The organism is Bosea sp. NBC_00550 (assembly GCF_026020075.1).
Classification (GTDB): Bacteria; Pseudomonadota; Alphaproteobacteria; order Rhizobiales; family Beijerinckiaceae; genus Allobosea.
Window position 1 is genome coordinate 1,897,862 of sequence record NZ_CP102772.1, and the last position, 25,224, is coordinate 1,923,085.

At 66.7% G+C, this 25,224-nt stretch carries 24 protein-coding genes and 1 pseudogene; 17 read left to right on the forward strand and 8 right to left on the reverse strand.

The genetic code is table 11. The features are described from left to right. Position 1: 1 nt before the first annotated feature. Positions 2-1,786, reverse strand: coding sequence for an aspartate--tRNA ligase (gene aspS, locus NWE53_RS09065; protein ID WP_265053994.1), 1,785 nt, complete (start codon positions 1,784-1,786; stop codon positions 2-4). A 136-nt stretch (positions 1,787-1,922) separates the two neighbouring features. Here aspS and rnd point away from each other — a divergent pair, with 136 nt between their 5' ends. The 3 genes from rnd to NWE53_RS09080 all read left to right on the forward strand — a co-directional run bounded on the left by rnd (position 1,923) and on the right by NWE53_RS09080 (position 3,669). Beyond that, a complete protein-coding gene (gene rnd, locus NWE53_RS09070; protein ID WP_265053995.1) occupies positions 1,923-3,062 on the forward strand; it encodes a ribonuclease D in 1,140 nt (379 codons plus the stop codon). A gap of 90 nt (positions 3,063-3,152) precedes the next feature. Next, positions 3,153-3,398 (forward strand): type II toxin-antitoxin system Phd/YefM family antitoxin, encoded by a 246-nt coding sequence (locus tag NWE53_RS09075; RefSeq protein ID WP_265053996.1) that lies wholly within the window; start codon positions 3,153-3,155, stop codon positions 3,396-3,398. Continuing rightward, on the forward strand, positions 3,385-3,669 hold the full coding sequence (locus NWE53_RS09080) for a type II toxin-antitoxin system RelE family toxin (protein ID WP_265053997.1): 285 nt from the start codon (positions 3,385-3,387) through the stop codon (positions 3,667-3,669). Before NWE53_RS09075 ends, NWE53_RS09080 begins: the two co-directional genes overlap by 14 nt. Before the next feature lie 12 nt (positions 3,670-3,681). Here NWE53_RS09080 and fliP read toward each other — a convergent pair whose 3' ends face one another. Continuing rightward, the gene (fliP, locus tag NWE53_RS09085; protein WP_442864998.1) at positions 3,682-4,452 is read right to left on the reverse strand and encodes a flagellar type III secretion system pore protein FliP; all 771 of its coding nucleotides are present in this window, start codon (positions 4,450-4,452) and stop codon (positions 3,682-3,684) included. A gap of 162 nt (positions 4,453-4,614) precedes the next feature. Next, positions 4,615-6,063, reverse strand: a complete 1,449-nt coding sequence (locus NWE53_RS09090; protein ID WP_265053998.1) for a flagellar biosynthetic protein FliO — start codon at positions 6,061-6,063, stop codon at positions 4,615-4,617. A 210-nt stretch (positions 6,064-6,273) separates the two neighbouring features. Between NWE53_RS09090 and NWE53_RS09095 the strand changes: the two genes are divergently transcribed. The 8 genes from NWE53_RS09095 to NWE53_RS09130 all read left to right on the forward strand — a co-directional run bounded on the left by NWE53_RS09095 (position 6,274) and on the right by NWE53_RS09130 (position 13,522). Then, complete coding sequence (locus tag NWE53_RS09095; RefSeq protein ID WP_265053999.1) at positions 6,274-6,675, forward strand: flagellar basal body rod protein FlgB; 402 nt, start codon at positions 6,274-6,276, stop codon at positions 6,673-6,675. Positions 6,676-6,678: 3 nt separating this feature from the next. Next, positions 6,679-7,089: a flagellar basal body rod protein FlgC gene (gene flgC, locus NWE53_RS09100; RefSeq protein WP_265054000.1), complete on the forward strand. Its 411-nt coding sequence runs from the start codon at positions 6,679-6,681 to the stop codon at positions 7,087-7,089. Between the two features lie 14 nt (positions 7,090-7,103). Next, the gene (fliE, locus tag NWE53_RS09105) at positions 7,104-7,427 is read left to right on the forward strand and encodes a flagellar hook-basal body complex protein FliE (RefSeq protein WP_265054001.1); all 324 of its coding nucleotides are present in this window, start codon (positions 7,104-7,106) and stop codon (positions 7,425-7,427) included. A gap of 49 nt (positions 7,428-7,476) precedes the next feature. Continuing rightward, entirely contained in the window at positions 7,477-7,743 is a 267-nt protein-coding gene (gene fliQ, locus NWE53_RS09110; protein WP_265054002.1) for a flagellar biosynthesis protein FliQ, read from the forward strand. A gap of 77 nt (positions 7,744-7,820) precedes the next feature. After that, positions 7,821-8,579, forward strand: coding sequence for a flagellar biosynthetic protein FliR (gene fliR / locus NWE53_RS09115; protein ID WP_265054856.1), 759 nt, complete (start codon positions 7,821-7,823; stop codon positions 8,577-8,579). A 7-nt stretch (positions 8,580-8,586) separates the two neighbouring features. After that, positions 8,587-9,654, forward strand: coding sequence for a flagellar biosynthesis protein FlhB (flhB, locus tag NWE53_RS09120; protein WP_265054003.1), 1,068 nt, complete (start codon positions 8,587-8,589; stop codon positions 9,652-9,654). A gap of 70 nt (positions 9,655-9,724) precedes the next feature. Next, positions 9,725-12,229, forward strand: a complete 2,505-nt coding sequence (gene cckA, locus NWE53_RS09125) for a cell cycle histidine kinase CckA (protein ID WP_265054004.1) — start codon at positions 9,725-9,727, stop codon at positions 12,227-12,229. A 342-nt stretch (positions 12,230-12,571) separates the two neighbouring features. Further along, positions 12,572-13,522 carry an IS110 family RNA-guided transposase gene (locus tag NWE53_RS09130; RefSeq protein WP_265050007.1) on the forward strand — a complete coding sequence of 317 codons (951 nt, stop codon included), beginning with the start codon at positions 12,572-12,574 and terminating at the stop codon, positions 13,520-13,522. Between the two features lie 16 nt (positions 13,523-13,538). Here the strand turns inward: NWE53_RS09130 and NWE53_RS09135 are convergent. Continuing rightward, positions 13,539-14,920: pseudogene (locus tag NWE53_RS09135) on the reverse strand (MFS transporter). Between the two features lie 219 nt (positions 14,921-15,139). Here NWE53_RS09135 and recA point away from each other — a divergent pair. The 3 genes from recA to NWE53_RS09150 all read left to right on the forward strand — a co-directional run bounded on the left by recA (position 15,140) and on the right by NWE53_RS09150 (position 19,781). Continuing rightward, positions 15,140-16,225 carry a recombinase RecA gene (recA, locus tag NWE53_RS09140; RefSeq protein ID WP_320109561.1) on the forward strand — a complete coding sequence of 362 codons (1,086 nt, stop codon included), beginning with the start codon at positions 15,140-15,142 and terminating at the stop codon, positions 16,223-16,225. A gap of 260 nt (positions 16,226-16,485) precedes the next feature. Next, positions 16,486-19,128 (forward strand): alanine--tRNA ligase, encoded by a 2,643-nt coding sequence (alaS, locus tag NWE53_RS09145; protein ID WP_265054005.1) that lies wholly within the window; start codon positions 16,486-16,488, stop codon positions 19,126-19,128. Next, positions 19,128-19,781 (forward strand): hypothetical protein, encoded by a 654-nt coding sequence (locus NWE53_RS09150; protein ID WP_265054006.1) that lies wholly within the window; start codon positions 19,128-19,130, stop codon positions 19,779-19,781. The genes alaS and NWE53_RS09150 overlap by 1 nt, the downstream gene beginning before the upstream one ends. Positions 19,782-19,989: 208 nt before the next feature. On the opposite strand, the gene NWE53_RS09155 is transcribed toward NWE53_RS09150, so the two are convergent. From NWE53_RS09155 to NWE53_RS09165, 3 genes are all read right to left on the reverse strand, one after another. Further along, positions 19,990-20,172, reverse strand: coding sequence for a hypothetical protein (locus NWE53_RS09155; RefSeq protein ID WP_265054007.1), 183 nt, complete (start codon positions 20,170-20,172; stop codon positions 19,990-19,992). Positions 20,173-20,232: 60 nt separating this feature from the next. Beyond that, positions 20,233-20,694 (reverse strand): cupin domain-containing protein, encoded by a 462-nt coding sequence (locus tag NWE53_RS09160; RefSeq protein ID WP_265054008.1) that lies wholly within the window; start codon positions 20,692-20,694, stop codon positions 20,233-20,235. A 141-nt stretch (positions 20,695-20,835) separates the two neighbouring features. Then, a complete protein-coding gene (locus NWE53_RS09165) occupies positions 20,836-22,050 on the reverse strand; it encodes an NADP-dependent isocitrate dehydrogenase (protein WP_265054009.1) in 1,215 nt (404 codons plus the stop codon). A gap of 215 nt (positions 22,051-22,265) precedes the next feature. Here NWE53_RS09165 and NWE53_RS09170 point away from each other — a divergent pair, with 215 nt between their 5' ends. The 3 genes from NWE53_RS09170 to NWE53_RS09180 all read left to right on the forward strand — a co-directional run bounded on the left by NWE53_RS09170 (position 22,266) and on the right by NWE53_RS09180 (position 24,531). Next, complete coding sequence (locus NWE53_RS09170; RefSeq protein WP_265054010.1) at positions 22,266-23,081, forward strand: hypothetical protein; 816 nt, start codon at positions 22,266-22,268, stop codon at positions 23,079-23,081. A 78-nt stretch (positions 23,082-23,159) separates the two neighbouring features. Next, positions 23,160-23,897, forward strand: a complete 738-nt coding sequence (locus NWE53_RS09175) for an SDR family NAD(P)-dependent oxidoreductase (protein ID WP_265054011.1) — start codon at positions 23,160-23,162, stop codon at positions 23,895-23,897. An 88-nt stretch (positions 23,898-23,985) separates the two neighbouring features. Beyond that, positions 23,986-24,531, forward strand: coding sequence for a 2,4'-dihydroxyacetophenone dioxygenase family protein (locus tag NWE53_RS09180; protein ID WP_265054012.1), 546 nt, complete (start codon positions 23,986-23,988; stop codon positions 24,529-24,531). Between the two features lie 113 nt (positions 24,532-24,644). On the opposite strand, the gene NWE53_RS09185 is transcribed toward NWE53_RS09180, so the two are convergent. Beyond that, positions 24,645-25,052, reverse strand: coding sequence for a flagellar assembly protein FliX (locus NWE53_RS09185; RefSeq protein WP_265054013.1), 408 nt, complete (start codon positions 25,050-25,052; stop codon positions 24,645-24,647). Positions 25,053-25,224: the final 172 nt, after the last annotated feature.

A 25,224-nucleotide genomic window follows, 5' to 3' on the forward strand; every position in this document is an offset into this window, starting at 1 on the left:
GTCAGCCGTTCTTCTCGGGAGCGTTGATCCGCAGATGCGCCTCGCGAAGCTGCTTGGGCGACGCCTCGGCCGGTGCCCCCATCAGCAGGTCGACCGCCTGCTGGTTCATCGGGAAGAGTGCGACCTCGCGCAGGTTCGTCGCGCCGGCCAGCAGCATGATGATGCGGTCGATGCCGGCCGCCATGCCGCCATGCGGCGGGGCGCCGTACTGGAACGCGCGATACATGCCGCCGAAGCGCTCGACCACCGTCTCCTCGCCATAGCCTGCGATCTCGAAGGCCTTCACCATCGCCTCGGGGCGGTGGTTGCGGATGCCGCCGGACGCCAGCTCGTAGCCGTTGCAGGCAATGTCGTACTGGAAGGCCTTGAGCGAGAGCGGGTCTTCCTCGGTCAGCGCCTTCAAGCCGCCCTGCGGCATCGAGAAGGGGTTGTGCGAGAAATCGACCTTCTTCTCGTCTTCGTTGTACTCGAACATCGGGAAGTCGACGATCCAGGCGAAGGCGTAGGCGTTCTCGTCGATCAGCCCAAGCTCGGAACCGACCTTGTTGCGGGCGTTGCCGCCAAACTTGTAGAACTTCTCCGGATCGCCCGCGACGAAGAAGCAGGCGTCGCCGCCCTTCAGCCCCATCTGCGCGACGATGGCAGCGACCCGCTCCGGCCCGATGTTGTTGGCGATCGGCCCCTGGCCCTCGCCGTCTTCCTTGATCATCAGGTAGCCAAGACCCGGCTGCCCCTCACCCTGCGCCCAGGAGTTCATCCGGTCGCAGAAGGCTCTGCTGCCGCCGCCCGGCGCCGGGATAGCCCAGACGCGGTTCTTCTCGCCTTCGAGGATGCGCGCGAAAACCTTGAAGCCCGAACCGCGGAAATGCTCGGAAACGTCCTGCATGATGAGCGGGTTGCGCAGGTCCGGCTTGTCGGAGCCGTATTTGGCGATCGCCTCGGCATAGGGGATGCGCGGCCAGTTGCGGGTGACGGATTTGCCCTCCGCGAACTCCTCGAACACCCCGGTGATGACTGGCTCCATCGTCGCGAAAACGTCCTCCTGCTCGACGAAGCTCATCTCGACGTCGAGCTGGTAGAACTCGCCGGGCAGGCGGTCGGCGCGCGGATCCTCGTCGCGAAAGCAGGGCGCGATCTGGAAGTAGCGGTCGAAGCCCGCCATCATCAGGAGCTGCTTGTACTGCTGCGGCGCCTGCGGCAGCGCGTAGAACTTGCCGGGATGCAGGCGGCTCGGCACGAGGAAGTCGCGCGCGCCTTCCGGCGAGGACGCGGTCAGGATCGGGGTCTGGAATTCGGAGAAGCCCGAATCCTTCATGCGGCGGCGCATGGAGTCGATGACCTTGGTGCGCAGCATGATGTTGTTGTGCAGCTTCTCACGACGCAGGTCGAGGAAGCGGTATTTGAGGCGGGTATCCTCGGGATATTCGAGATCGCCGAAGACCGGCAGCGGCAGTTCGGCCGAAGGACCGAGCACCTCGATCCCTGTCGCGAAGACCTCGACCGCACCGGTCGGCAGATTGGCGTTCTCGGTACCGGCGAGACGGGCCTTGACCTTGCCGTCAATGCGCACGACCCATTCCGAGCGCAGTGTCTCGGCATCGGCGAAGGCCGGAGAATCCGGATCGATCACGACCTGCGTCATGCCGTAATGGTCGCGCAGATCGATGAAGAGCACGCCGCCATGGTCGCGGATACGATGGCACCAGCCGGACAGGCGCACGTTCTGGCCGATGTCGCTCTCACGGAGCGCGCCGCAGGTGTGGGAACGATAGCGATGGAGGGTCACGGGATCGGTCTTTCGGAAATGCGTCGGGTGCCGGCGCGAACGCCAGCCGAAACTTGAGGCTAACCACACGCGCGGGCGCGGAATGTCAAGAACGCCCGCGACATGCGGCCTCGCTGTCTGCTAAGAGCCGAAAGCCATGCATCTGATCTCCGACACCGCTGAACTCTCCGCCGCCTGCGATCGCCTTGCCGCCCATCCCTTCGTGACGGTCGACACCGAGTTCCTGCGCGAGACGACCTATTATCCGAAGCTGTGCCTGATCCAGCTGGCTTCGCCGGAAGAGGCGGTTCTGGTCGACCCGCTGGCGCCGGATCTCGATCTCGCCCCCTTCTTCGGGCTGATGGTCAACGACGCCGTGGTGAAGGTCTTCCACGCCGCCCGGCAGGATCTCGAGATCGTCTGGCTGCTCGGCCGGGTGCTGCCCGTCCCGCTATTCGACACGCAGGTCGCCGCCATGGTCTGCGGCTATGGCGACTCGGTCGGCTACGAGCAGCTCGCCAACGACCTCGCCAAGGCCCGCATCGACAAGTCCTCGCGCTTCACCGACTGGTCGCGGCGCCCGCTGACCGAGGCTCAGTTTTCCTATGCCGAGTCGGACGTCACCCATCTCCGCGATATCTACCTCGCGCTGCAGGCCGATCTCGATGCCAGCGGCCGCGAGAGCTGGGTTGCCGAGGAAATGGCGGTGCTGAGCTCGCCCGGGACCTACGAGGTCAAGCCGGAGAATGCCTGGCTTCGCCTGAAGGGCCGCGTCCGCAAGCCGCGCGAGCTGCCGGTCCTGATGGAGCTCGCCGCCTGGCGCGAGCGGGAGGCGCAGACCCGCGACGTGCCGCGCCAGCGCGTGCTGAAAGACGACGCGCTGATGGATATCGTCCAGCGCGGCCCGCGCACCACGGAAGGGCTGGCGGAATTGCGCTCGGTCCCCAACGGCTTCGAGCGCTCGCGCAACGGCGCCGAGGTCCTTGCCGCGATCGAACGCGCCGCGGACATCGATCCGAAGACCCTGCCTCGGCTGGAGCGCGAGCGCGGCCGGCCGACCAACGGTGCCGTGCTCGACCTGCTCAAGGTGCTGCTCAAGGCGGTTGCCGATGCCGAGCGCGTCGCGCCGAAGATCATCGCCACCAGCGACGACCTGGAGGCCATCGCGTCCGACGAGCTTTCGGACGTGCCCGCGCTCAAGGGCTGGCGGCGGGAAGTCTTCGGCGAGAAGGCGCTGGCGCTCAAGAACGGCTCGCTCAGCCTGCGCGTCCAGCGCGGTCGTGTCGTGGTGAGCTGAAGGACTCGGCCGAACCTAAATAGAGCGCTACATAGGTCTAAATTTCGTGCTATATAAAACTCCTGCTTCAGGATAGCCGGAGGTCGGACCATGCAACGTGTCGAAGCGGAGATCGCGGTCAGCGTTTCCGATCTCAAGAAGAATCCGACCGCCGTCGTCGCCGGCGCGCGGGGCAACCCCATCGCGATCCTGAACCACAATCGTGTCATGGCCTATATGGTACCCGCCGAGACCTATGAGGCGATGATGGACGCGCTTGACGATCAGGCACTCATAGAGGTCGCCAAGGCGCGGGCGAACGAGAAGAGCGAGCCCGTCAGCCTTGACGACCTATAGGCTCGCATTCCTGCCCTCGGCACGGAAGGAGTGGGACAAGCTTGGCGCGACCCTGCGCGAGCAGTTCAAGAGGAAACTGGCCGAGCGGCTGATGAATCCTCGCGTGCAGGCCGATGCTCTTCACGGCCTGCCCGACCATTACAAGATCAAGCTACGCGCCGCCGGCTACCGGCTGGTCTACCGTGTCGAGGACGAAGAGGTTCCGATCGTCGTCGTCGTGATCGGCAAGCGCGAACGGTCGCGGGTCTATGAAATCGCAAGGAAGCGCTGACGACCCTGCTCGTCACCCCCCGACGCCGTAGCTCTTGACCAACGAACTGGTCACCAGCCCCCAACCGTCGACCAGCACGAAGAAGATCAGCTTGAACGGCAGCGCCACCGTCACCGGCGGCAGCATCATCATGCCCACCGACATCAGGATCGAGGCGACGACGAGGTCGATGATCAGGAAGGGCACGAACAGCAGGAAGCCGATCTCGAAGGCACGCCGCAGCTCCGAGATCATGAAGGCCGGCACCAGCACCTCGACGCCGACATCCTGCGGCTGCTGCGGCCGCGGGCCCTGCGACATGTCGAGGAAGAGCGACAAATCCTTCTCGCGGACATGCCGGAGCATGAAGGTCTTGAAGGGCACCACGCCGCGGTTATAGGCCTCCTGCGGCTGGATCTGCCCCGCGACCAGCGGCTGCACCGCATTTGTGTAGGCCTCGCGCAGCGTAGGCGCCATGACGAAGCCGGTCAGGAACAGCGAGAGCCCGATGATCACGGCATTCGGCGGCGCCGTCTGCGTGCCCAGCGCCGAGCGCAGCAACGACAGCACCACCACGATCCGGGTGAACGACGTCACCATGATCAGGATCGACGGCGCCAGCGACAGCACCGTGATGACGGCGATGAGCTGAAGCGCCCGCTCGGCGACGCCTCCGCCCTGCCCGAGATCGAGCGACAGCGTCTGCGCCAGCGCCGGGCTGGCCTGCAGGGTGAGCAGCACCATCGCGGCCAGCGCGGCGCGGCCATATCGATAGCGTCTCACGGGTCTGGAACTGGGTGTCACGCGCGGCCGTTGCTACGTCCGACTCACGCGATCGGACAGCACGAAGCTAGTCGCGGGAAAACGCCGCGCAACGGTTGCGCGGCGCCTGCAGGCCGGAGCCCCGACATTCCTGTTGATGGTCGCCGCCGCCAGACTGGCGACAGCCTTCAGCTCGCTATCCGCTCAGGATTTCGCCTTGGGATCGCGCCCGAGCAGACGAGCGAACTCGGCTTCGATGGCATCGACCGAGAACGGGTCGATTTCCTTCGATTCCGTCTCGGCCGGCTTGTCGGCCTTCGGCTTCGCCTCGGGCGCGGGCTTCTCGACGGCGGCAAAGGCTTCATCGAGTTCGTCAGTGTCGATGAGCGACCCAGACTCGCCGGACACCGGCTTGGCCTCGACGGCAGGCTCGGGAACGTCCGCCGGCTGTGGCTCCGGCTTGGTCGGCTCCGAGACCTTCGCCTCGGCGGGCTTGGGTTCGGGCGTATTCACCTCGGCAGCCTTGGCTTCGGGAGCCTTGGCTTCGGATGCCTTGGGCTCCGGCACCTTGGGAACGGGTGCGAAGGCCGTCGGAGTCGCACGCTCCGGCGTCAGGCCGAGCGCAGCCGCCAGTTCTGCCTCGACGTCGCTGGCGAGCATCGGCTGGCGCGGCGCAGGGGCAAGGGTCGGCGTCGGGATGGGCGCAGGCTCCGGCTTGAACTCGGTCTTCGGCTCAGGCCTGAATTCCGGCTTGAACTCCGGTATCGGTGGCTGCGCCACGGGCTGGAACGGCTCTAGGGCAGGCTTCGGCGCTTCGACGACGGGCTTCTCGGCAGGCTTGAGCGCTGCGGCGGGCGATCTCACCGGCGGAGCCATGCTTTCCTGCGGGGGCTCGCCCGGAAGATTGGCGGGGCGCACGGCCGAGAAGGGGCGCTTCAGCGCCTCCTCGAGCTGGCGCGTCATGTCGTCGAGCTCACCGGCGCTGACGGCCGGGGCCGGAGCATGCTCGCGTGCGAAGCTCGGCGCCGGCCCGGTCGTGACGGATGTCATCGGCAGCGGCGGCGGAGGCGCAACGGGCTTTGCCGGTGCCGGCGGCGGTTCCGAATCGGGGAAGCCGAGAGCAGCGGCAACACCGGCGCTGGCTGCTGCAGCGGCGGCAATGTCGCCGTGAGCCGAGGACGGGCGGCTCGGCAACGGCGGCAGGACATCGGGCGCTTCGACGATCGCGCCGGCCTTGCGGACATCCTCGCCGGTTCGCAGCGCGGGCTCGGCCGGAGGAACGAGCGTGTCGAATGGCGGCAGCGGACGGTCCGGCATCGCCGTATCGACGTAGCTCGGAGACGCCGCCCTGCCCCCGCTGCGCATGATATTGGTCTCGACGACGACGTCGGAGGCGCCGCCGATCATGACGAGGTGTTCGATGTTGTCGCGCCGGATCAGTACGAGCTGCCGCTGGCGGTCGAGATCGTAAGTGTCGACGACGCCGAGCCGGGGTTGGCGCTGGCGCCCCCCGGCCTGGCCGCGCAGGCGCAGCCGGCCGCCCTGGATCTGTCGCACGAAAAGTCCGAGCAGGGCGAGAAGTACAAGGATGACGACAGAGGCGACGATCACCTTCTGCGCGGTCGAGAGTTCCAATCCGAACAAGCTCTGCAAGGTCTGCCTCATCTTCGACGACGGCCTCGGGCGGCCGAAGTTCCGCACGAGGTTCAACACCTTGGCTATAGCATAACGCTTTCACTATCGGGAAACATGGTGAACGCGTGGTTAACCGCACCTGCGAAATGCAAGGAGGTTAACCCGCTGTTAACCATGAGCCCGGCAGGATTTGCCTAGTAACCGGCAGCGGAACGAGGGGCTGGAGCCATGGCGAATGACGGCTTGAGCATCGGTGGCGGCCTGATGCAGGCGCTGAAGCTGCGCATGCAATACCAGCAATCGCGCCAGAAGATCCTCTCCGAAAACGTCGCCAACGCCGACAGCCCCGGCTTCCGCCCGGCCGACCTCAAGCCGCCGAGTGTCGACCCGGCTCGCGCCGGCGTCGCGCTTGCCCGCACCAGCGTCGGGCATATGAGCCTGTCCACAGCCAATGGCGGCTTCGACGGCACCGGCGCCCCCCGCTTCGAGACCACCCCGAACGGCAATGCCGTGAACCTCGAGGACGAGATGCTCAAGGTCGCGCAGAACCAGTCCGACTACCAGCTGGCCGCCTCGCTCTACAGCAAGGGTCTCGGCCTGATGAAGATCGCGATCGGCAAGGGTCGCTGAGTCATGGACCTGATCAAGAGCATCGCCATCGCCGCCTCCGGCCTGCGCAGCCAGTCAGGCCGGATGCGCGTCATCTCCGAGAACATCGCCAACGCAGATTCCGGCCCCGAGCGCGCCGGCGCCGACCCCTACCGCCGCAAGGTCCCGACCTTCCAGCGTCATTTCGACCGCAGTCTCGACGCCCAGCTCGTCGCGCTCGGCAAGGTCCAGCGTGACCAGAGCGCCTTCAAGGTCAAGCACGAGCCGGGCAACCCGGCCGCCGACGCCAAGGGCGACGTCGCGATGCCCAACGTCAACTCGCTGGTCGAGATGGTCGACATGCGGGAGGCCCAGCGCAGCTACGAGGCCAACCTCAACCTGATCTCTTCGACGCGCCGGATGATCCAGCGCACCATCGACATCCTGCGCGCCTGAAGGGTTAGCACGCCATGGCCACGTCCAGCTTCGCCGCGGGAGCCTATGCCTCCATCCAGGGGATGGGCGCCGGAAATCTGATGCGCAAGCCGCCCGCCCTGGGCGGCGCGGAAGCCGCCGGGCCGGATTTCTCCGCTCTGCTGGGCAAGGCGATCGACGCCACCGCCGATGCCGGCCGCAAGGCCGACACCCAGACGGCGAGCGTCGCCGGCGGGCGGGCCGACATCGTCAATGTCGTGACCGCGGTCGCCGAGAGCGAGGCTGCGATCGAGACGCTGGTCGCGGTGCGCGACCGCGTCATCGCGGCCTATGAGGAAATCATGCGGATGCCGGTCTGACGGCTGGGAAACCCAACAAACCTATGCACACAGCGATCGGACGAACATCATGACCTCCGGAGCCATTCTCGACGTCGCCCGCGACGGCATCGTCGTCTTCCTCAAGGTCGGTGGGCCGCTGATGGTGATCGCGCTCGTCGTCGGCCTCGTCGTCTCGCTGGTCCAGGCGCTGACGCAGATCCAGGAGCAGACGCTGGTCTTCGTTCCGAAGATCGTCGCGGTCTTTGCCGCGCTGCTGCTGTTTCTGCCGTTCATGGGTGACGCGCTGGCGGGTTATATGGGGCGAGTCGCCGTCCGAATCGCCACGGGCGGATGAGCCTGTCGCGACTGCAGCCGGCCCTGGCCGGAGCAGCCTCGCGGCACCCGCGCTGGCGTAAGGGTGCCTGCGGCACGATGCAGATCGCGATCCTGCCCGAGCTCAGCGCCATTTTCGTGCTCGTCTTCGCGCGCGTCGGCACGCTCGTCATGCTCATGCCGGGCATCGGCGAGCGCTTCATCTTCTCGCGCGGCCGGCTCTCACTCGCCTTTTTCATCGCGCTGATGATCCTGCCCGTGGCGCGCCCTTCCCTGCGTATCCCCGCCGACATCTCCGGCGTCGTCACGCTCCTGATCGGCGAATTGCTGGTCGGCCTGATCATCGGGGTCTGCGCCCGGCTGGTGATGGCCTGCCTGCAGACGGCCGGCACGCTCGTCGCGCAGACCATGGGCCTCGGCTTCGCCATGACGGTCGACCCGACCGGCGGCATGCAGAACCCGTCGATCGGCAACTTCCTGACCATGCTCGGCATCACGCTGGTCCTGACGACGGACCTGCACCACGTCGCCATCGCCGCGATCCACGAGAGCTACCGCCTGCTGCCGCCCGGCGGCGTGCCCGATCTCACGGACATCCTGACGCTCGCGGTGCAGTCGGCGGCGCGCGGCTTTGCCCTGGCGATCCAGATCTCGGCGCCCTTCCTCGTCTTCGGCCTGCTGTTCAATCTCGGGCTGGGCGTGCTGGCGCGGATGATGCCGCAGTTGCAGGTCTTCTTCCTCGCCGTGCCGGCCTCGATCATTGGCGGCATGCTCGTCCTGCTCGTCGTCGTCAGTGTGATGATGAGCGTCTTCCTGAACGATCTCGGCGCCTTCCTGCGCCAGTTCACCGGCAATTGAGGGCGCCATGTCCGAAGATGCCGAAAACGAAGACAGGACAGAAGACCCGACACAGCGAAAGCTGGACGAGGCCACCGACAAGGGCGACGTACCCAAATCGCAGGAAATCGGCACGTTCTTCGTGCTCAGCGGCTTCACCCTCGCCTTGCTGGTGGCCGCCGGCTGGTCGGCCCGTGACGCCATGCTGTCGCTGCGCTCCTTCCTGATGAACGCCCATCAGGTTCCCTCCGATGGCGCAGCCTTCATGCAGGTCACGCGGCAGGGCGTGCTGACCGGCTTCATGGCGCTCGGCATGCCCTTCGCGTTCATCCTCTGCGCCGGGCTCGTGGGCGCCATGCTCCAGCACAAGCCGCTCTGGACCTTCGAGCCGCTGATGCCGAAGTTCAGCCGCCTCTCTCCGATGGCCGGCGCCAAGCGCATGTTCGGCAAGGAAGCCTGGGTCAATTTCGCCAAGGGCCTCGCCAAGACGGCGCTGATCGGCGCCGTGGTCTGGTTCACGCTCTGGAACCAGCACGACCGGCTCGAAGCCTTCGTGCAGATGAACGTCGCTGCCCTGATGCCGGCAACGCTCACGCTCGCCATCAAGCTGATGGGCTCCGTGCTCGCGCTCTTCGCCATCGTCGCCATCGGCGACTTCGGCTGGCAGCGCTTCTCCTGGTACCAGCGCCAGAAGATGACGAAGCAGGAGCTCAAGGACGAGTTCAAGAACTCCGAAGGCAATCCCGAGATCAAGGCCAAGCTGCGTCAGATCCGCTCCCAGCGCGTGCGCAAGCGCATGATGGCGGCCGTGCCGAAGGCCACCGTGATCATCACCAACCCGACCCACTTCGCCGTCGCCCTGCAATACGAGCCCGGCATGGCCGCCCCGCTCTGCCTGGCCAAGGGCGTCGATACCATGGCGCTGAAGATCCGCGAGGTCGCCGGCGAGCATCGCGTGCCGATCATCGAGAACCCACCGCTGGCGCGTGCGCTCTATGCTACCGTCCGCATCGACGAAGAAATTCCTGTCGAACACTATCAGGCGGTGGCGGAAGTCATCGGTTACGTCTTGCGCCTGAAGGGTCGGCGCGCCTAACTCGGCACGGATGCGAAGGAAGGTTGGCCGCGAATTTTCGGCGCGGCCGCAAGGGAACGGACTTCACCGCATGAGCGGCACCACGGCGACCACAACGATCGATCGCTCCGACAAGCCGGGCCATATCGGCGTCATCCTGCTGGTCGCGGGCCTGCTGGTCGGCGCCGCCATCGCGCTCGGCTTCATCGCCAACGAATGGGCGCAGCCGCTCATCCTCGGCCTGCTGGCCATTCTGTCCGTTGTCGGCGTCTTCGGCCTCTTCGCCTTCGCCATCGGCCTGGTCCAGTTCTCCGGCCGCGCCGCCCGCAACGACCTGACCAAGACGATCGTCGACGCCGCCGATGAAGGCATCGTCGTGACCGAAGGCGAGAACGACATCGTCTACGCCAACGAGACCTACCTCGCGCTGGCGGGCGCCACCGGCGCGAACGACATCAAGCCGGTCGGGCGGCTGCTCACCGGCCGCGCCGATGTCTCGGAGGCGATCTACCGGCTTGCGGCCGCAGCCCGCGAGAACCGCCGCCTGATCGAGGAGGTCCGCCTCGAGCCGGCCCTGAACGGGCGCGGCGAGGTCGGCTGGTACCGCGTGCGCGTCTCGCCGGTCCGTCGCGAGGCGCGCAATGCGACGCTCTGGTCGGTCACCGACATCACGCCTGAGCGCGAGCGGCAGGAGAACGCCTTCCAGGAACTCCAGCACGCGATCGACTATCTCGACCACGCACCGGCGGGATTCATCTCGATCGATGCCGATAGCGAGGTCTCCTACCTCAACGCCACGCTGTCGAGCTGGCTCGATTTCGATCTCGCCCGCTTCGGCTCGGGCGGCCTGCATCTCGACGACATCTGCACGCCCGCCGCCGCCGCGCTGATCCAGGCGATCCGTGGTCAGCCGGGCGATGTCCGCGTCGAGGTTCTCGACGTCGACCTGAAGCGCCGCAACGGCGCCCCCCTGCCCGTGCGCCTGCACCATCAGGTCGCCTTCGGGCAGGATGGCCGCGCCGGCCCCTCCCGCACCCTCGTCCTCAACCGGGCCTCCGGGGAGGCCGGCATCGACGTTGGCAGCGATGCCGAAGTCCGTTTCGCCCGCTTCTTCCACTCGACGCCGATGGCGATCGCGACCGTCGACAAGACCGGCGCGATCCTGCGCTCCAACGCCGCCTTCGCCCGTCTGACGCCGGCCGGCGCGCAGCCACAGACGATCCACGATCTGGTCGCGCCCGAGTCCGGCCTCGAGCGCGCCCTCGCGGAGGTCGTGGACGGCAGCGCCGGCGTGAACCCACTCGACCTGACGCTCGCCGGGGAGGATGGCCGCTCGGCCAAGCTCTACCTCACCCCCGTCGCGGCCTCGGAGGACGGCGACGGCGAGCGCGCCATCGTCTACGCGCTCGAGACCACGGCCGAGCGCAAGCTGCGCGACAACATGGACCAGGCGGGCAAGATGCAGGCCGTCGGCCAGCTCGCCGGCGGCATCGCGCACGACTTCAACAACGTGCTGCAGGTCATCATCAACGCCTCCGAGTTCCTGCTCGCCAGCCACCGGCCGACCGATCCGTCCTTCCCGGACATCATGCAGATCAAGCAGAACGCCTACCGCGCCGCAGCGCTGGTCAGGCAGCTGCTCGCCTTCTCGCGCCGCCAGACCCTGCGCCCGCAGGTGCTGGAGCTCGGCGAGGTGCTGTCCGACCTCTCGCTGATGCTGAAGCGCGTCGTCGCCGACAAGGTGACGCTCGACGTCCGCCAGGGCCGCGACCTCTGGCCGGTAAAGGCCGATCTCGGCCAGCTCGAGCAGGTCATCGTCAATCTCGCCGTCAACGCCCGCGATGCCATGCCCAATGGCGGCAAGCTGACGGTGCGCACCCGCAACGTCGCCCGCGAGGACTGCGTGAGCTTCGGGCATGCCGCCCTGCCCACCGACGATTATGTGCTGCTCGAGGTCGAGGATAGCGGCACCGGCATCCCGCAGGAGCATCTCGACAAGATCTTCGAGCCGTTCTTCACCACCAAGGAAGTCGGCAAGGGTACGGGCCTCGGCCTCTCGATGGTCTACGGCATCGTCAAGCAGACCGGCGGCTACGTCTTCGTCGATTCCACCGTCGGCAAGGGCACGGCCTTCCAGATATTCCTCCCGCGCCACGTCCCGAGCCAGGAAGAGATCGCCGCCGAGGCCGCCGCCAAGGAAGCGCCGAAGAAGCTCGCCGCCGATCACACCGGCGCCGGCGTCATCCTGCTGGTCGAGGACGAGGACGCGGTGCGCGCGCTCAACGCCCGCATGCTGGTCTCACGCGGCTACACCGTCCACGAAGCCGCCTCCGGTGTCGAGGCACTCGACATCTTCCTGAAGAACGATGGCCGGATCGACCTCGTCGTCTCGGACGTCGTGATGCCGGAGATGGACGGCCCGACGCTGCTGGGCGAGCTGCGCCAGCGCAACCCGAACACCAAGGTCGTCTTCGTCTCCGGCTATGCCGAGGAGGCCTTCCGCAAGAACCTACCGGAGGGCGAGAGCTTCCACTTCCTGCCCAAGCCCTTCACCATGAAGCAGCTCGTCGAGACGGTGAAAGCCGCGATGGGCTGACGGGTTTCAAGCCCGGAGTTGAGTGCGGGCGTCATTCTCGGGCGAAGCGAAGCGCAGACCCGAGAATCTCATGCCGGAACAGCTGCAGGAGCCTCCTCCTGCAAGCCCGAGCATTGTCTGTTTGTGATGGGGTATTGAGGTTTTGTTCCGCGTGAGCGGGATGTCTGGTCCGGCTGGCCGGCCGGACCAGACGCGACTCGTCGACCGTCCCGAGCCAGGGCTTTCGCCCGTCGTCATCGAGGTTGCGGGTCGCTTCCTTGTCACGCTTGGTGAGTTGCCAGGGCCTCTTCGCATGAGCCGAACGCCCGCAGACAATCACAAGCCCTTCGAGGATAGCTCCCGATGCCGGTTTGCACCACGGTCCCTGAACCCTCCCGTTTCCTCGGCTGTGATGTCGGCAAGGCCGGGATCGTCGTCTTCGACAGCCGCGGCGACACCCTCGGCAGTCTCCCTAACGAGGCTTCGGCCCTGGCAGCCTTCGCAGCCGGGCTCGGCCCGGACTGCCTCGTCGTCTGCGAGGCGACGGGCGGCTATGAGGACGCCCTGCTGGCGGCGCTCGTCTCAGCCGGCTGCCCGGCCCATCGCGCCGATGCCCGCAAGGTCAAGGCCTTCATCCGCTCCTATGGGACGCTCGGGAAGAGCGATGCGCTCGATGCCAGGGCGCTTGCCCGCTACGGCGCCGAGCGCCACGCTCGGCTGATCCGCTGGCAGGCGCCCGCCCCGGCACGCGAGCGCCTCCAGGTCCTGGTGCGGACCAGAGCCGATCTCGTCGCCCAGAGAACGGCCTGCACCAACCGGCTCAACGCTCCCGGCATCGAACCGGTCAAAGCCCCGCTCCAGGCCCTGCACGACTGCCTCAAAGCCCAGATCGCCGCCCTGGCGCAAACCATCGCCGAGACCCTGCGCACCATCGCCCGCACCGACAGAAGCGAGCAGGCCTTGCGCTCCATCCGCGGCATCGGAACGACCACCGCCGCCACCCTCATCGCACTCATGCCCGAGCTCGGACGCATCAGCCGGCGCCAGGCCGCCGCACTCGCAGGCCTGGCTCCTCATCCAAACCAGAGCGGCAGTCGAGACGCCTACCGCCCAACCAGAGGCGGCAGGGCCGAAATCAAGGCCGCCCTGTTCATGCCCGCAATGGCCGCCGCAAGGCACGACCCCGCCATGCGCGACGCCTACACACGCCTCATCGCAAACGGAAAAAAGCCAATCGTCGCTCTCACCGCAATCATGCGACGCATCATCGTCATCGCAAATGCCCGCGTCAGAGACCAAAACAAACTGAGTTGATGACGGCTGACCTGGCTCAGTGCGCCGCCGGCACTGTACTGGCATCTTTGGCGTCACGCCCGGCCAGCGCCCCGACCCCGAGCAGCGCCAGGATCGTCAACGCGGCCGAGAGGCTGAGATAGTAGCCGACATAGGCGAGCCCCTTCTCCGTCGCGAGCCAGGTCGCGACATAGGGCGCGAGCGACGCCCCGACGATGCCGCCGAGATTGAAGGTCAGCGAAGCGCCGGTATAGCGCACAGCCGTCGGGAACATCTCGGCCAGCGCCGTGCCCAGCGGCCCGTAGGTAAAGCCCATCAGCGACAGGCCGACCACGAAGAAGGCGAGCACGCCGAGCGTGCTGCCCGAGCCGAAGAGCGGCGCCAGCAGGAAGCCGAAGATCGCGATGCCGAGCGTCGTCGCCAGCAAGGTCTGGCGGCGGCCGAAGCGGTCGGCCAGCACGGCCGAGACCGGGATCGTCAGGCCGAAAAACACGACGCCGATCATCTGCAGCGGCAGGAACTGATCGCGCGAGAAGCCGAGCTTGGTCGTGCCCCAGCTCAGCGAGAACACGGTCATCAGGTAGAACAGCACGAAGGTCGCCAGCGCCGCGAAGGTGCCGCAGAGCAGCGCGAGCTTGTGCTCGGCGAAGATGCTGACGAAGGGCACCTGCACGCGCTCATGCTTCTCCATCGCCTTGCGGAAGGCGGGCGTCTCGCTGATGCGCAGGCGGACATAGAGCCCCATGAAGACCAGCAGCGCGCTGGCGATGAACGGGATGCGCCAGCCGAAGCTGAAGAACTGCTCGTCGGTGAGCAACGCATCGAGCGCCAGGAAGCTGCCGGTGGCGCAGATGACGCCCACGGGCGCGCCGAGTTGCGGGACATGCCGTACCAGGCAGATTTTCCGGGAGGCGCGTTCTCGGTGGCGAGCAGCACCGCCCCGCCCCATTCGCCGCCGAGCCCGAGGCCTTGCCCGAGCCGGCACAACGCCAGCAGCAGCGGCGCCAGCACGCCGACAGCGGCATAGGTCGGCAGCAGGCCGATCGCGACGGTCGAAAGCCCCATCGTCATCAACGCGGCGACGAGCGTGGCCTTGCGGCCGATGCGATCGCCGAAATGGCCGAAGATCGCCGCGCCGATCGGCCGCGCGAAGAAGGCGATGGCGAAGGTCGCGAAGGACTGGAGCATGGCGGTGGTCGGATCGCCGCCCGGGAAGAACAGCTTCGGGAACACGATCACCGCCGCCGTCGCATAGATGTAGAAGTCGAAGAACTCGATCGTCGTGCCGATCAGGCTGGCGAGCAGGATGCGGCGCGGCGAGTTCAGGGCGGCAGGTGCAGGGGCGGGAGACACGTTGGCAACTTTCGCGAACAAATGCGGAAGCCGGGCGCAATAACAGGAAACGAAAGGCCGCGGCATGGGAAATGCCATGGCTTGATATGCATCATACGCATAATGGAACGATAATAACTATTGGCGTCAGCTCCACGAGCATGGCGCGACCATTACTCGGCTCCTCCTGACACAAACTGACAGAGGGAACAAAAAAAGAACTTGCTGCCTGGAACAAAGCGTGACCATCCTCCTGTCAAGACGCATTGAGATGTCCCCGTAGCCCTGCCATAAGGAGCCCGAACCGTGAATCAGGCAAATCTCAAGCTCGTGGAAGGCTCCTCGATGGACAAGGCCAAGGCGCTCGATGCGGCGCTCTCCCAGATCGAACGCGCCTTCGGCAAGGGCTCGATCATGCGCCTGGGCAAGAACTCGCCCTCGATCGAGATCGAGACCATCTCGACCGGCTCGCTCGGCCTCGACATCGCGCTCGGCGTCGGCGGCCTTCCCAGGGGCCGCGTGATCGAGATCTACGGGCCGGAATCCTCGGGCAAGACCACGCTCGCGCTCCACACCATCGCCGAAGCCCAGAAGAAGGGCGGCGTCTGCGCCTTCGTCGATGCCGAGCATGCGCTCGACCCGATCTATGCCCGCAAGCTCGGTGTCAATCTCGACGACCTCCTGATCTCGCAGCCCGACACCGGCGAGCAGGCGCTGGAGATCACCGACACGCTCGTCCGCTCCGGTGCGATCGACGTGCTCGTGGTCGACTCGGTCGCCGCGCTCACGCCCCGCGCCGAGATCGAGGGCGAGATGGGCGATGTCCAGCCCGGTCTGCAGGCCCGCCTGATGAGCCAGGCGCTGCGCAAGCTCACCGCCTCGATCTCGCGCTCGAACTGCATGGTCATCTTCATCAACCAGATCCGCATGAAGATCGGCGTGATGTACGGCAGCCCGGAAACCACCACCGGCGGCAACGCGCTCAAGTTCTATGCCTCCGTCCGCCTCGACATCCGCCGCGTCTCGACGCTGAAGGAGCGTGACGAGGCGACCGGCAACCAGGTTCGCGTCAAGGTCGTCAAGAACAAGGTCGCGCCGCCCTTCAAGCAGGTCGAGTTCGACATCATGTTCGGCGAGGGCATTTCCAAGGTCGGCGAGTTGATCGACCTCGGCGTCAAGGCCGGCATGGTCGAGAAGGCAGGCGCCTGGTTCTCCTTCGACAGCCAGCGCCTCGGCCAGGGACGCGAGAACGCCAAGACCTTCCTCAAGGCCAATCCCGACATGGCCGCCAAGATCGAGGCCACGATCCGCCAGAACTCCGGCCTGGTCGCCGACCGCATCCTCGACGAAGCCACCCCGGGCGCGGACGATCTCGACGAAGGCGAAGCCTGAGAAGTCCAGTTTCGTCCTGCTCGGCCTCGACCCGAGCATCTCCTGCAAGAGATTCCCGGGTCTCGGCTTTGCCTCGCCCGAGAATGACGTGCTGAGAAACGCGGGCGGCCTTCGGGTCGCCCGTTTTCGTTTGCAGATAAGGCCTTGCGGCCTGTGCGCTGCAACCAGCTTTCTGGACAGGGGCGAGCCGCCTGACTAGAACCGGTCGTTCCCGCCGGGCGCACCCGGCCCTTTGCCCGTGTTGAGAAGCGCAAGAACCGATGAGCGGCGTCAACGATATCCGGTCGACCTTCCTCGACTACTTCAAGTCCAACGGCCACGAAGTCGTGCCGTCGAGCCCGCTCGTGCCGCGCAACGACCCGACGCTGATGTTCGCCAATTCGGGCATGGTCCAGTTCAAGAACGTCTTCACGGGCCAGGAGAAGCGCCCCTATTCGCGCGCCACCACCGCCCAGAAATGCGTGCGCGCCGGCGGCAAGCACAACGACCTCGACAATGTCGGCTACACCGCGCGCCACCACACCTTCTTCGAGATGCTGGGGAACTTCTCCTTCGGCGACTATTTCAAGGACCAGGCGATCCATCACGCCTGGACGCTGGTCACCCGCGAATTCGGCCTGCCCAAGGACAAGCTCATCGTCACCGTCTATTCCGAGGACGACGAGGCGCATGCCCTCTGGAAGAAGATCGCCGGGCTGACCGACGACAAGATCATCCGCATCCCGACCTCGGCCAATTTCTGGCGCATGGGCGACACCGGCCCCTGCGGCCCCTGCTCCGAGATCTTCTTCGATCACGGCGACCATATCTGGGGCGGCCCGCCCGGCTCGCCCGAGGAAGACGGCGACCGCTTCATCGAGATCTGGAACCTCGTCTTCATGCAATACGAGGAAGCTGCGGGCGGCATTCGGACCGACCTGCCCCGCCCCTCGATCGACACCGGCATGGGGCTGGAGCGCATCGCCGCCGTGCTCCAGGGCACGCATGACAACTACAACATCGACCTGTTCCGCGCCCTGATCGGCGCCATCGCCGACCTGACCTCGGTCGATGCGGACGGACCGATGAAGGCGAGCCATCGCGTCATCGCCGACCATCTGCGCTGCTCGTCCTTCCTGATCGCCGATGGTGTGCTGCCGTCGAACGAGGGCCGCGGCTATGTGCTGCGCCGGATCATGCGCCGCGGCATGCGCCATGCGCAGCTGCTCGGCGCCAAGGAGCCGCTGCTCTACAAGCTCGTGCCGGCACTGACCCGCGAGATGGGCCGCGCCTATCCCGAATTGCTGCGCGCCGAGGCGCTGATCACCGAGACGCTGAAGCTGGAAGAGACCCGCTTCCGCACCACACTGGCACGCGGGCTCACCCTGCTCGACGACGCCTCGAAGGATCTGACCGCCGGCCAGAGCCTCAAGGGCGACGTCGCCTTCACGCTCTACGACACCTATGGCTTCCCGCTCGATCTGACGCAGGACGCGCTGCGCGCCCGCGAGATCACCGTCGATACGGAGGGCTTCGATGCAGCCATGCAGCAGCAGAAGGCCAAGGCGCGCGCCGCCTGGGCCGGCTCCGGCGAGGCCGCGACCGAGACGCTCTGGTATCCGCTGCGCGACAAGCTCGGCGCTACCGAGTTCCTCGGCTACGACACCGAGACCGCCGAGGGCGTGGTCACCGCGCTGATCCGCGACAACGCCGAGGTGCAATCGCTCAAGGCCGGCGAGAGCGGCTTCCTGCTGGTCAACCAGACGCCGTTTTACGGCGAGTCCGGCGGCCAGGTCGGCGATGCCGGCCTGATCAAGGCGCCGGGCACGTTGGTCGAGGTCGGCGATGTCCAGAAGAAGCTCGGCGATGTCTTCGCCCACAGCGTCACCGTCAAGGAAGGCGAGCTCAAGCTCGGCCAGGCCGTCGAGCTGATCGTCGACCATGACCGGCGCACCGCCATCCGCGCCAACCATTCGGCGACGCATCTGCTGCACGAGGCGCTGCGTCTCGTCCTCGGCGACCATGTCGCGCAGAAGGGCTCGCTCGTTTCGCCCGATCGCCTGCGCTTCGACTTCTCGCATCCCAAGCCGATCAGCGACGAGGAGCTGCGCGAGGTCGAAGAGATCGCCAACGCCATCGTGCTCAGGAATGAGCCGGTCACGACCCGGCTGATGAGCGTCGACGAGGCGATCGAATCGGGTGCCCGCGCCCTCTTCGGCGAGAAGTACGGCGATGAGGTCCGCGTCGTGGCGATGGGCACGAATCCGGCAGGCCGGGCCTATTCGGTCGAGCTCTGCGGCGGCACCCATGCCGCACGCACCGGCGATATCGGCCTCGTCAGCATCGTCGGCGAAGGCGCCGTCGCGGCCGGCGTGCGCCGCCTCGAAGCCATGACCGGCAACGGCGCGCGGCTCCGCCTCAACGAGGAATCGCGCCTGCTCGACGGGCTGGCAGGCCTGCTCAAGGTTCCGGCTTCCGAGGCCGGCAACCGCCTCGCCGCCCTGATCGAGGAGCGTCGCAAGCTCGACCGCGAACTGACCGAGGCTCGCAAGAAGCTCGCCATGGGCGGCGGCGGTGCGGCCGAGGATCCGGTGCGCGAGATCGCCGGGGCGAAGCTCCTGGCCCGCGCCGTCACCGGCATCGAGATGAAGGATCTTAAGAGCCTCGCGGACGAGGCCAAGGCCCGCGTCGGCTCCGGCGTCGTCGCCATCGTCGGCGTCGCCGATGACGGCAAGGCCGGCGTCGTCGTCGGCGTCACGCCCGATCTGACCGAGCGCTTCGACGCGGTCGCGCTGGTGCGCGCGGCGTCCGAGCAGCTCGGCGGCAAGGGTGGCGGCGGCCGTCGCGACATGGCCCAGGCCGGCGGGCCGGATGGCAGCAAGGCGCAGGCCGCGCTCGACGCCGTCGCGGCCGCGATGGGCTGATGACGGCCGGCGGGCAGCGCCAGACCGGCGCCCTCTCCCGCCGTGCCCTGCTGCTGGCGGCCGGCCTCTGGCCGGCGCTCGCTGCGGCACAGACCAGGCCGACACCGCGCAAGGCCGAAGGCCCCGCGCTTTCGGCGGCGCGCACCATCGTCGCGGGCGCGCCGCTCAGCGTCTTCCTGAGCCGCCCGCCGCAGGGCGCCCGCCTCGCCATCGCCCGCCCGGATGATCCGGATGCCACCGCGATCGTCGTGATCGAACCGAGGAACACGGTTCCCGTGCTGCCGACGCCCGGCTTGGCCGGAACCTACGAGCTGCGCCTTACAGTCGAGAAGGATGGCGCGCCGGCCATCCTGTTGCGCCAGCCGCTCGTCACGACCGAGCCGAGCGCTACGCTCGCGGCGCCTGCGCGCGTCAGTCGGGGCCAGGGATTGCCGGTCCGAGGCATCGGCCCGAACGGCGAACTCGACCGCGTCGCGCTGGTCTTTCCCGATGCGCCTGTGGATGCGGAAGGGCCGCGCTTCTTTCCGGCAGAAAATGTCGAGGCCGTGCTGGAGGCGCCGGACCAGCCCGGCATCTACGAGTTGCGCTATGTGATGAACGCGCCGGTTAGCGGGCTGCGCATCCTCGCGCGCCATCGCGTCATCGTGGAATGACGGGATGTGGGCTCTGCCCCGCAAAGGCGCTCGGGCTGACAAGCCGGGCTCCTAGAGCTTGCTGCGCGTTCTTCGAAACGCGGGTCGTCCCGGACAGAGCGAAGCGGAGATCCGGGATCCATGCCTGAACCGCTATCGGCAGCGCTCCGGCACGGATCCCGGGTCAAGCCCGAGATGACTGCGTGTCTCCGTGAAAGGTCGGCAGGCTTCAGCCCATCGCCTCGCGCTTCTTCAGCAGGTCGTTGAGCAGATCCTGCTGCTCGTTGAGCCGCGTGGCGAGGCTCTCCTCGACGGCAGCGCCGGATGCACCGGTCGCCTGCTCCATGAGCTCGGAGATATTCTTCCTGGCGATGGCGATCCGGCCGTCGAGATCCGAGGCGTTCTCAGGCATCTTTGCTTCTCCGTATCCGCCGGTCGCCAGAGGATTCCTGCCGGCTCGAACAGCATAACGCTACCGGTCGGGATAAGGTTCGCCGTTCTTGTGCACGAAGCGTCCGTCAGCGTTGGCGCTGATCATATCGACATCGGAACAGGTGGTCACGTCGGCGGGCCGGCGCGAGCCCACTTCGAGATAGACCGCCGTCGCATCCGAGCGATTGATCAGGTGGTGACCATTTCCGCTGTTCTTCGGAAAGGCGGCACAGTCGCCGGCGCGCAACAGCGTCTCGCCGTCGTCCTCGACAAGAACCAGCTCGCCCATCAGCACATGCACGAACTCGTCCTCATGCGAATGCCAGTGGCGCTGCGAGGACCAGCCGCCGGCCGGCAGATGCATGAGGTTCACGCCGAAATCCTGCAGTCCGCCGGCATTGCCCAGCCGCTGCCTGACCCGCTCCGCACAGGGTTGGTCGAACGGCGGCGGATAGCCCGCACCTTCCACCCTAGGCTCGGCAGCGAGATCGATCTTCGGCACGGCTTGCCTCCGGCGTTCAGCTCCGACGAGTCGGTGAGCGATAACGCCGAGCCGACCAGCACGTTCCGAGTGGCTCAACCGCCGACAAAAAAGCCCGGCCTCACGGCCGGGCTCCAATGATATCCGCAGGAAAGGCGTGCCTCAGGCCGCCATCGCCTTGCGCATGTTCTCGCTGACCTTCTCGAGGAAGCCGGTGGTCGAGAGGAACTTCTGGTCGGGGCCGACCAGCAAAGCGAGGTCCTTGGTCATGTCGCCGGCCTCGACCGTGTCGACCGTGACCTTCTCGAGCAGGCTCGCGAACTTGGCGAGCTCGGCATTGTTGTCGAGCTTGGCGCGATGGGCGAGGCCACGGGTCCAGGCGAAGATCGAGGCGATCGAGTTCGTCGAGGTCTCCCGGCCCTTCTGGTGCTCGCGGTAGTGGCGGGTCACCGTGCCGTGGGCGGCCTCGGCCTCGACGGTCTTGCCGTCCGGCGTCATCAGCACCGAGGTCATCAGGCCGAGCGAGCCGAAGCCCTGGGCCACCGTGTCGGACTGCACGTCGCCATCGTAGTTCTTGCAGGCCCAGACATAGCCGCCGGACCACTTCATCGCCGAGGCCACCATGTCGTCGATCAGGCGGTGCTCGTAGGTGATGCCGAGCTTGTCGAATTCGGCCTTGAACTCCTTCTCGTAGATCTCCTGGAAGATGTCCTTGAAGCGGCCGTCATAGGTCTTGAGGATGGTGTTCTTGGTCGAGAGATAGACCGGGTACTTGCGCATCAGGCCGTAGTTCAGCGAAGCCCGGGCGAAGTCCTTGATCGACTCGTCGAGATTGTACATCGCCATGGCGACGCCGGCGTCGGGGGCCTTGAAGACCTCCTTCTCGATCACCGCGCCGTCCTCGCCGACGAACTTGATCGAGAGCGTGCCCTTGCCCGGGAACTTGAAGTCGGTCGCGCGATACTGGTCGCCATAGGCGTGGCGGCCGATCACGATCGGCTGCGTCCAGCCCGGCACGAGGCGCGGCACGTTCTTGCAGATGATCGGCTCGCGGAAGATCACGCCGCCGAGGATGTTGCGGATCGTGCCGTTCGGCGACTTCCACATCGACTTGAGGTTGAACTCCTTCACGCGGGCTTCGTCCGGCGTGATGGTGGCGCACTTCACGGCGACGCCATGCTTCTTGGTGGCGTTGGCGGCGTCGATGGTGACCTGGTCGTCGGTCGCGTCGCGGTTCTCGACCGAGAGGTCGTAATAGTCCAGCTCGAGGTCGAGATACGGGAAGATCAGCGTGTCCTTGATCTTCTGCCAGATGATGCGGGTCATCTCGTCGCCGTCCATGTCGACGACCGGGTTGGCGACCTTGATCTTGCTCATGCGATGATCCCTGTGCTCTCCAGATAGAACAATCCGAAACCGCAGCATTTTGGCCGCGGTTGGCGGCTGGTCGCTTCCTAGCGGGTTAGAGGCCGAGGGGGAAGCGCCGCTTTTGGGCAATATGCGCCGCGGCCGGCTATGCTGCACTGCCGCAAAATCGGCACCTTCCCACCCTAGCCTGACCTGCCGCTCGTCATAGCGACAGGACGAACGACGTGTTTAGATTCATCATTGCCGGCAACGCCGCGGTGCCGCCGGCCGCGCTGCTTCTCGCAGTCATTTTGCTCCCGGGCCCGGCCTCCGCTCAGGCCTCCCCGCCGGATGCCGTGCAGCTGCCGATTCCGCGCGCGGCCTTGCAGGATCTGGACGCCGGCGAAATGGACGCCGCCCCGCCCACTGCGGGCGATGCCGACGCAATCGTCTTCAATCCGGCGCTGGCCGCGATCGGCCGCGCGAACGCAGCCTCCGGCGCGCATCTGCGCGCCCGCACCCCCATCCCCGTCGACATCGTCCGCAACGGTTTCGCCGCGCGACAGGATACGATGAGCGCCGCCCAGGATCGCTCCGTCGGCTTCAAGCTCGGCGAGGATGTCTTCTCGCTCTCGACCACGCTGTCCGCCCCGGCGAGCGTGGGCGCGACGCGCGATGCGCGGCTGAACTGGCGGCTGGCCCAGCCGGTCGGCTCGGGAGCGGGTTTCATCTGGGGCATCGCGACCGGCGGCGGCAGCTCGCTCTACTCGAACCCGGAGCAGATCGGCGAGGCGCTGATCGGCTACCGCCAGGAGCTGCTGCCGCATCTCACGCTGACATCGCAGCTCGCCATGGCCGGCAATTACGTCTTCGCGCCGGGCGATGGCCTGCATTCGGCGCTGACGCCGGAGATGAAGCTCTCCGTCGATCTCGCCAAGCTCGCCGACCTGCCCTGGCAGACCTCCTTCGATGTCACGCTGGCACGCAAGCTCCCGCTCGTCGCCAGCGACTACGAGACACGCGGCCGGGCGATGCTCTCCCTGAAATACGAGTGGCGCTGACGCGCCCGGCCGTCACGACATGCCGGCCTGCGGGCAGCGCCCTTTCCCATGGGTGCCTGCCGCACTAGCCTCCAGGCCATGACACACTCGACTTCGACCAAATTCGCTCTCGTCACCGGCGGCACGCGCGGCATCGGCGCTGGCGCCGCCCTCTCCCTCGCTCAGGCCGGCTACGAGGTCCTGGCCACCGGTTTGACGGAGGAGGAGGTCGTGGCGGCTCCCGCCCATCCCGCCATCCGCCATGCCCGGCTCGACGTGACGCGCGACGATCAGGTCGCGGCCATCGTCGCGGCCTGCCCGCGCCTTGATGCGCTCGTGAACTGCGCCGGCATGATCCAGCGCGGTGGCAAGGAATTCGAGATCGACGCCTTCCGCCTGACGATCGAGGTCAACCTCAACGGCAGCATGCGGATGTGCCTCGCCGCGAAGGACAAGCTCGCAGCCAAGGCCGATGGCAAGGCTGGCGGCGCCATCGTCAACATCGCATCGATGCTGACCTTCCACGGCTCGGCCTTCGCGCCGGGCTATGCGGCCTCGAAGGGCGGTATCGGCCAACTCACCAAATCGCTCGCCGCCGCCTGGGCGACGGACGGCATCCGCGTCAACGCGGTCGCGCCCGGCTGGATCGAAACCGAACTTACAAGGCCGCTGGTCGAGGACGCCGAACGCTCCGCCCCGATCCTCACCCGCACGCCGATGGGCCGCTGGGGCCAGCCCGGCGACGTCGGCGGCGCCATCGCGTTCCTGCTTTCGGATGCGGCGCAGTTCATCACGGGCGCGATCCTGCCGGTCGATGGCGGCTATCTCGCAGTCTAGAAAACCGATCCCGTTCAAAGGGTTCGGCGAAAGCGTTGAATCAGATTGCGCATCACTTGAATCAGAAGATCAGCACGGGAGAGACGCCATGAACACGACGAGCCCGATACCCGTCGCAGCCACGCAGGAAGAGCGCTGGACGCCCTATCGCCACCCGCAGCCGAAGGAATCGCCGCCGGAGCTGATCGTACCCAACGTCATCCCGACCGACGAGCGCGTCTGGGTGCCGGTCGACGACAATGTCTGGTTCCGCCCGCTGCTCCTGTGTGTTTCGCGCGGCTACTGGATGAACCTGCTCAAGGTCCGGCGCGCCGGCGTGCTCTCGCGCCATCGCCATCCGCTGCCGGTCCACGGCTATGTGCTGAAGGGCAAGTGGCGCTACCTGGAGCATGACTGGGTCGCGACCGAGGGCTCCTATGTCTACGAGGCGCCGGGCGAGACGCATACGCTAGTGGTCGATCCCGATGTCGAGGAGATGATCACCATGTTCCAGGTGAACGGCGCGATGATCTATGTCGACCCGGACGGCAAATGCCTCGGCTATGACGACGTCTTCACCCGCATCGACAAATGCCGCGCCCACTACGCGCAGAACGGCCTCGGCGCGGAGTATGTCGACCAGTTCATTCGCTGAGCCAACATTTGCTTGAGCGTCATTCTCGGGCGAAGCGAAGCGCAGACCCGAGAATCTCGTGAGGGTCAATGCTGGTTTCCGAGATGCTCGGGTCAAGCCCGAGCATGACGCCATTACCGCTTCAGCTTCGCCAGCTCGACGGCGGCGCGCAGCTCGATATGGGCCAGCACCTCGTCGAGGCGCGGATCGTCGGTCGTCTCGCGCCGCAGCGCCAGCGTCGTGCGCAGGCGCTCGAGTTCGGAGGGCAGCACGCGGCCGGCGAGCAGCGCCGCCTTGAGCCGGTCGAGCCCGTCAAGCAGATCGCTCCCGCGGCGAGCCTGCCGGCGCTTGCGCTCCTGCGGGTCCTCCTGCGCCTGTACGGCCAGCAAGGTATCGAGCGGCCCGGTCGTGCCGACGCCGGCACTGCGGGTCGCGGTGGCTGAATCCTCTGTCGGAAGCGCGAAGGAGGCGCCGCTCGAGCGCCTCGCGGAACTGGCCGGGCCGGCATTCGAGACCGGCGCGCGCTGGTCGATCCTGATCATGGCGGCCTTGTGCAAGAGTGGCCCAAGCCTCGCTCGGCATGGTTAACAGCCGGTAAATGACCCGGCAGAAACTGCCGCCCCGGCAGGAAGCGCAGCCCGCGAAAGCCTGCCCCGAGGATGCCTCAAAACTCCAAACGACTGACAAACAAGGCTTTTCAATTTTGACCTGAAT

Excerpts from the sequence above, each read along its gene's own strand:
- rnd (WP_265053995.1), top strand. The coding sequence starts at position 1,923 with ATGCATCTGATCTCCGACACCGCTGAACTCTCCGCCGCCTGCGATCGC.
- NWE53_RS09075 (WP_265053996.1), top strand. The coding sequence starts at position 3,153 with ATGCAACGTGTCGAAGCGGAGATCGCGGTCAGCGTTTCCGATCTCAAG.
- NWE53_RS09095 (WP_265053999.1), top strand. The coding sequence starts at position 6,274 with ATGGCGAATGACGGCTTGAGCATCGGTGGCGGCCTGATGCAGGCGCTG.
- flgC (WP_265054000.1), top strand. The coding sequence starts at position 6,679 with ATGGACCTGATCAAGAGCATCGCCATCGCCGCCTCCGGCCTGCGCAGC.
- fliE (WP_265054001.1), top strand. The coding sequence starts at position 7,104 with ATGGCCACGTCCAGCTTCGCCGCGGGAGCCTATGCCTCCATCCAGGGG.
- fliQ (WP_265054002.1), top strand. The coding sequence starts at position 7,477 with ATGACCTCCGGAGCCATTCTCGACGTCGCCCGCGACGGCATCGTCGTC.
- fliR (WP_265054856.1), top strand. The coding sequence starts at position 7,821 with ATGCAGATCGCGATCCTGCCCGAGCTCAGCGCCATTTTCGTGCTCGTC.
- flhB (WP_265054003.1), top strand. The coding sequence starts at position 8,587 with ATGTCCGAAGATGCCGAAAACGAAGACAGGACAGAAGACCCGACACAG.
- cckA (WP_265054004.1), top strand. The coding sequence starts at position 9,725 with ATGAGCGGCACCACGGCGACCACAACGATCGATCGCTCCGACAAGCCG.
- NWE53_RS09130 (WP_265050007.1), top strand. The coding sequence starts at position 12,572 with ATGCCGGTTTGCACCACGGTCCCTGAACCCTCCCGTTTCCTCGGCTGT.
- alaS (WP_265054005.1), top strand. The coding sequence starts at position 16,486 with ATGAGCGGCGTCAACGATATCCGGTCGACCTTCCTCGACTACTTCAAG.
- NWE53_RS09150 (WP_265054006.1), top strand. The coding sequence starts at position 19,128 with ATGACGGCCGGCGGGCAGCGCCAGACCGGCGCCCTCTCCCGCCGTGCC.
- NWE53_RS09155 (WP_265054007.1), bottom strand. The coding sequence starts at position 20,172 with ATGCCTGAGAACGCCTCGGATCTCGACGGCCGGATCGCCATCGCCAGG.
- NWE53_RS09165 (WP_265054009.1), bottom strand. The coding sequence starts at position 22,050 with ATGAGCAAGATCAAGGTCGCCAACCCGGTCGTCGACATGGACGGCGAC.
- NWE53_RS09175 (WP_265054011.1), top strand. The coding sequence starts at position 23,160 with ATGACACACTCGACTTCGACCAAATTCGCTCTCGTCACCGGCGGCACG.
- NWE53_RS09180 (WP_265054012.1), top strand. The coding sequence starts at position 23,986 with ATGAACACGACGAGCCCGATACCCGTCGCAGCCACGCAGGAAGAGCGC.
- NWE53_RS09185 (WP_265054013.1), bottom strand. The coding sequence starts at position 25,052 with ATGATCAGGATCGACCAGCGCGCGCCGGTCTCGAATGCCGGCCCGGCC.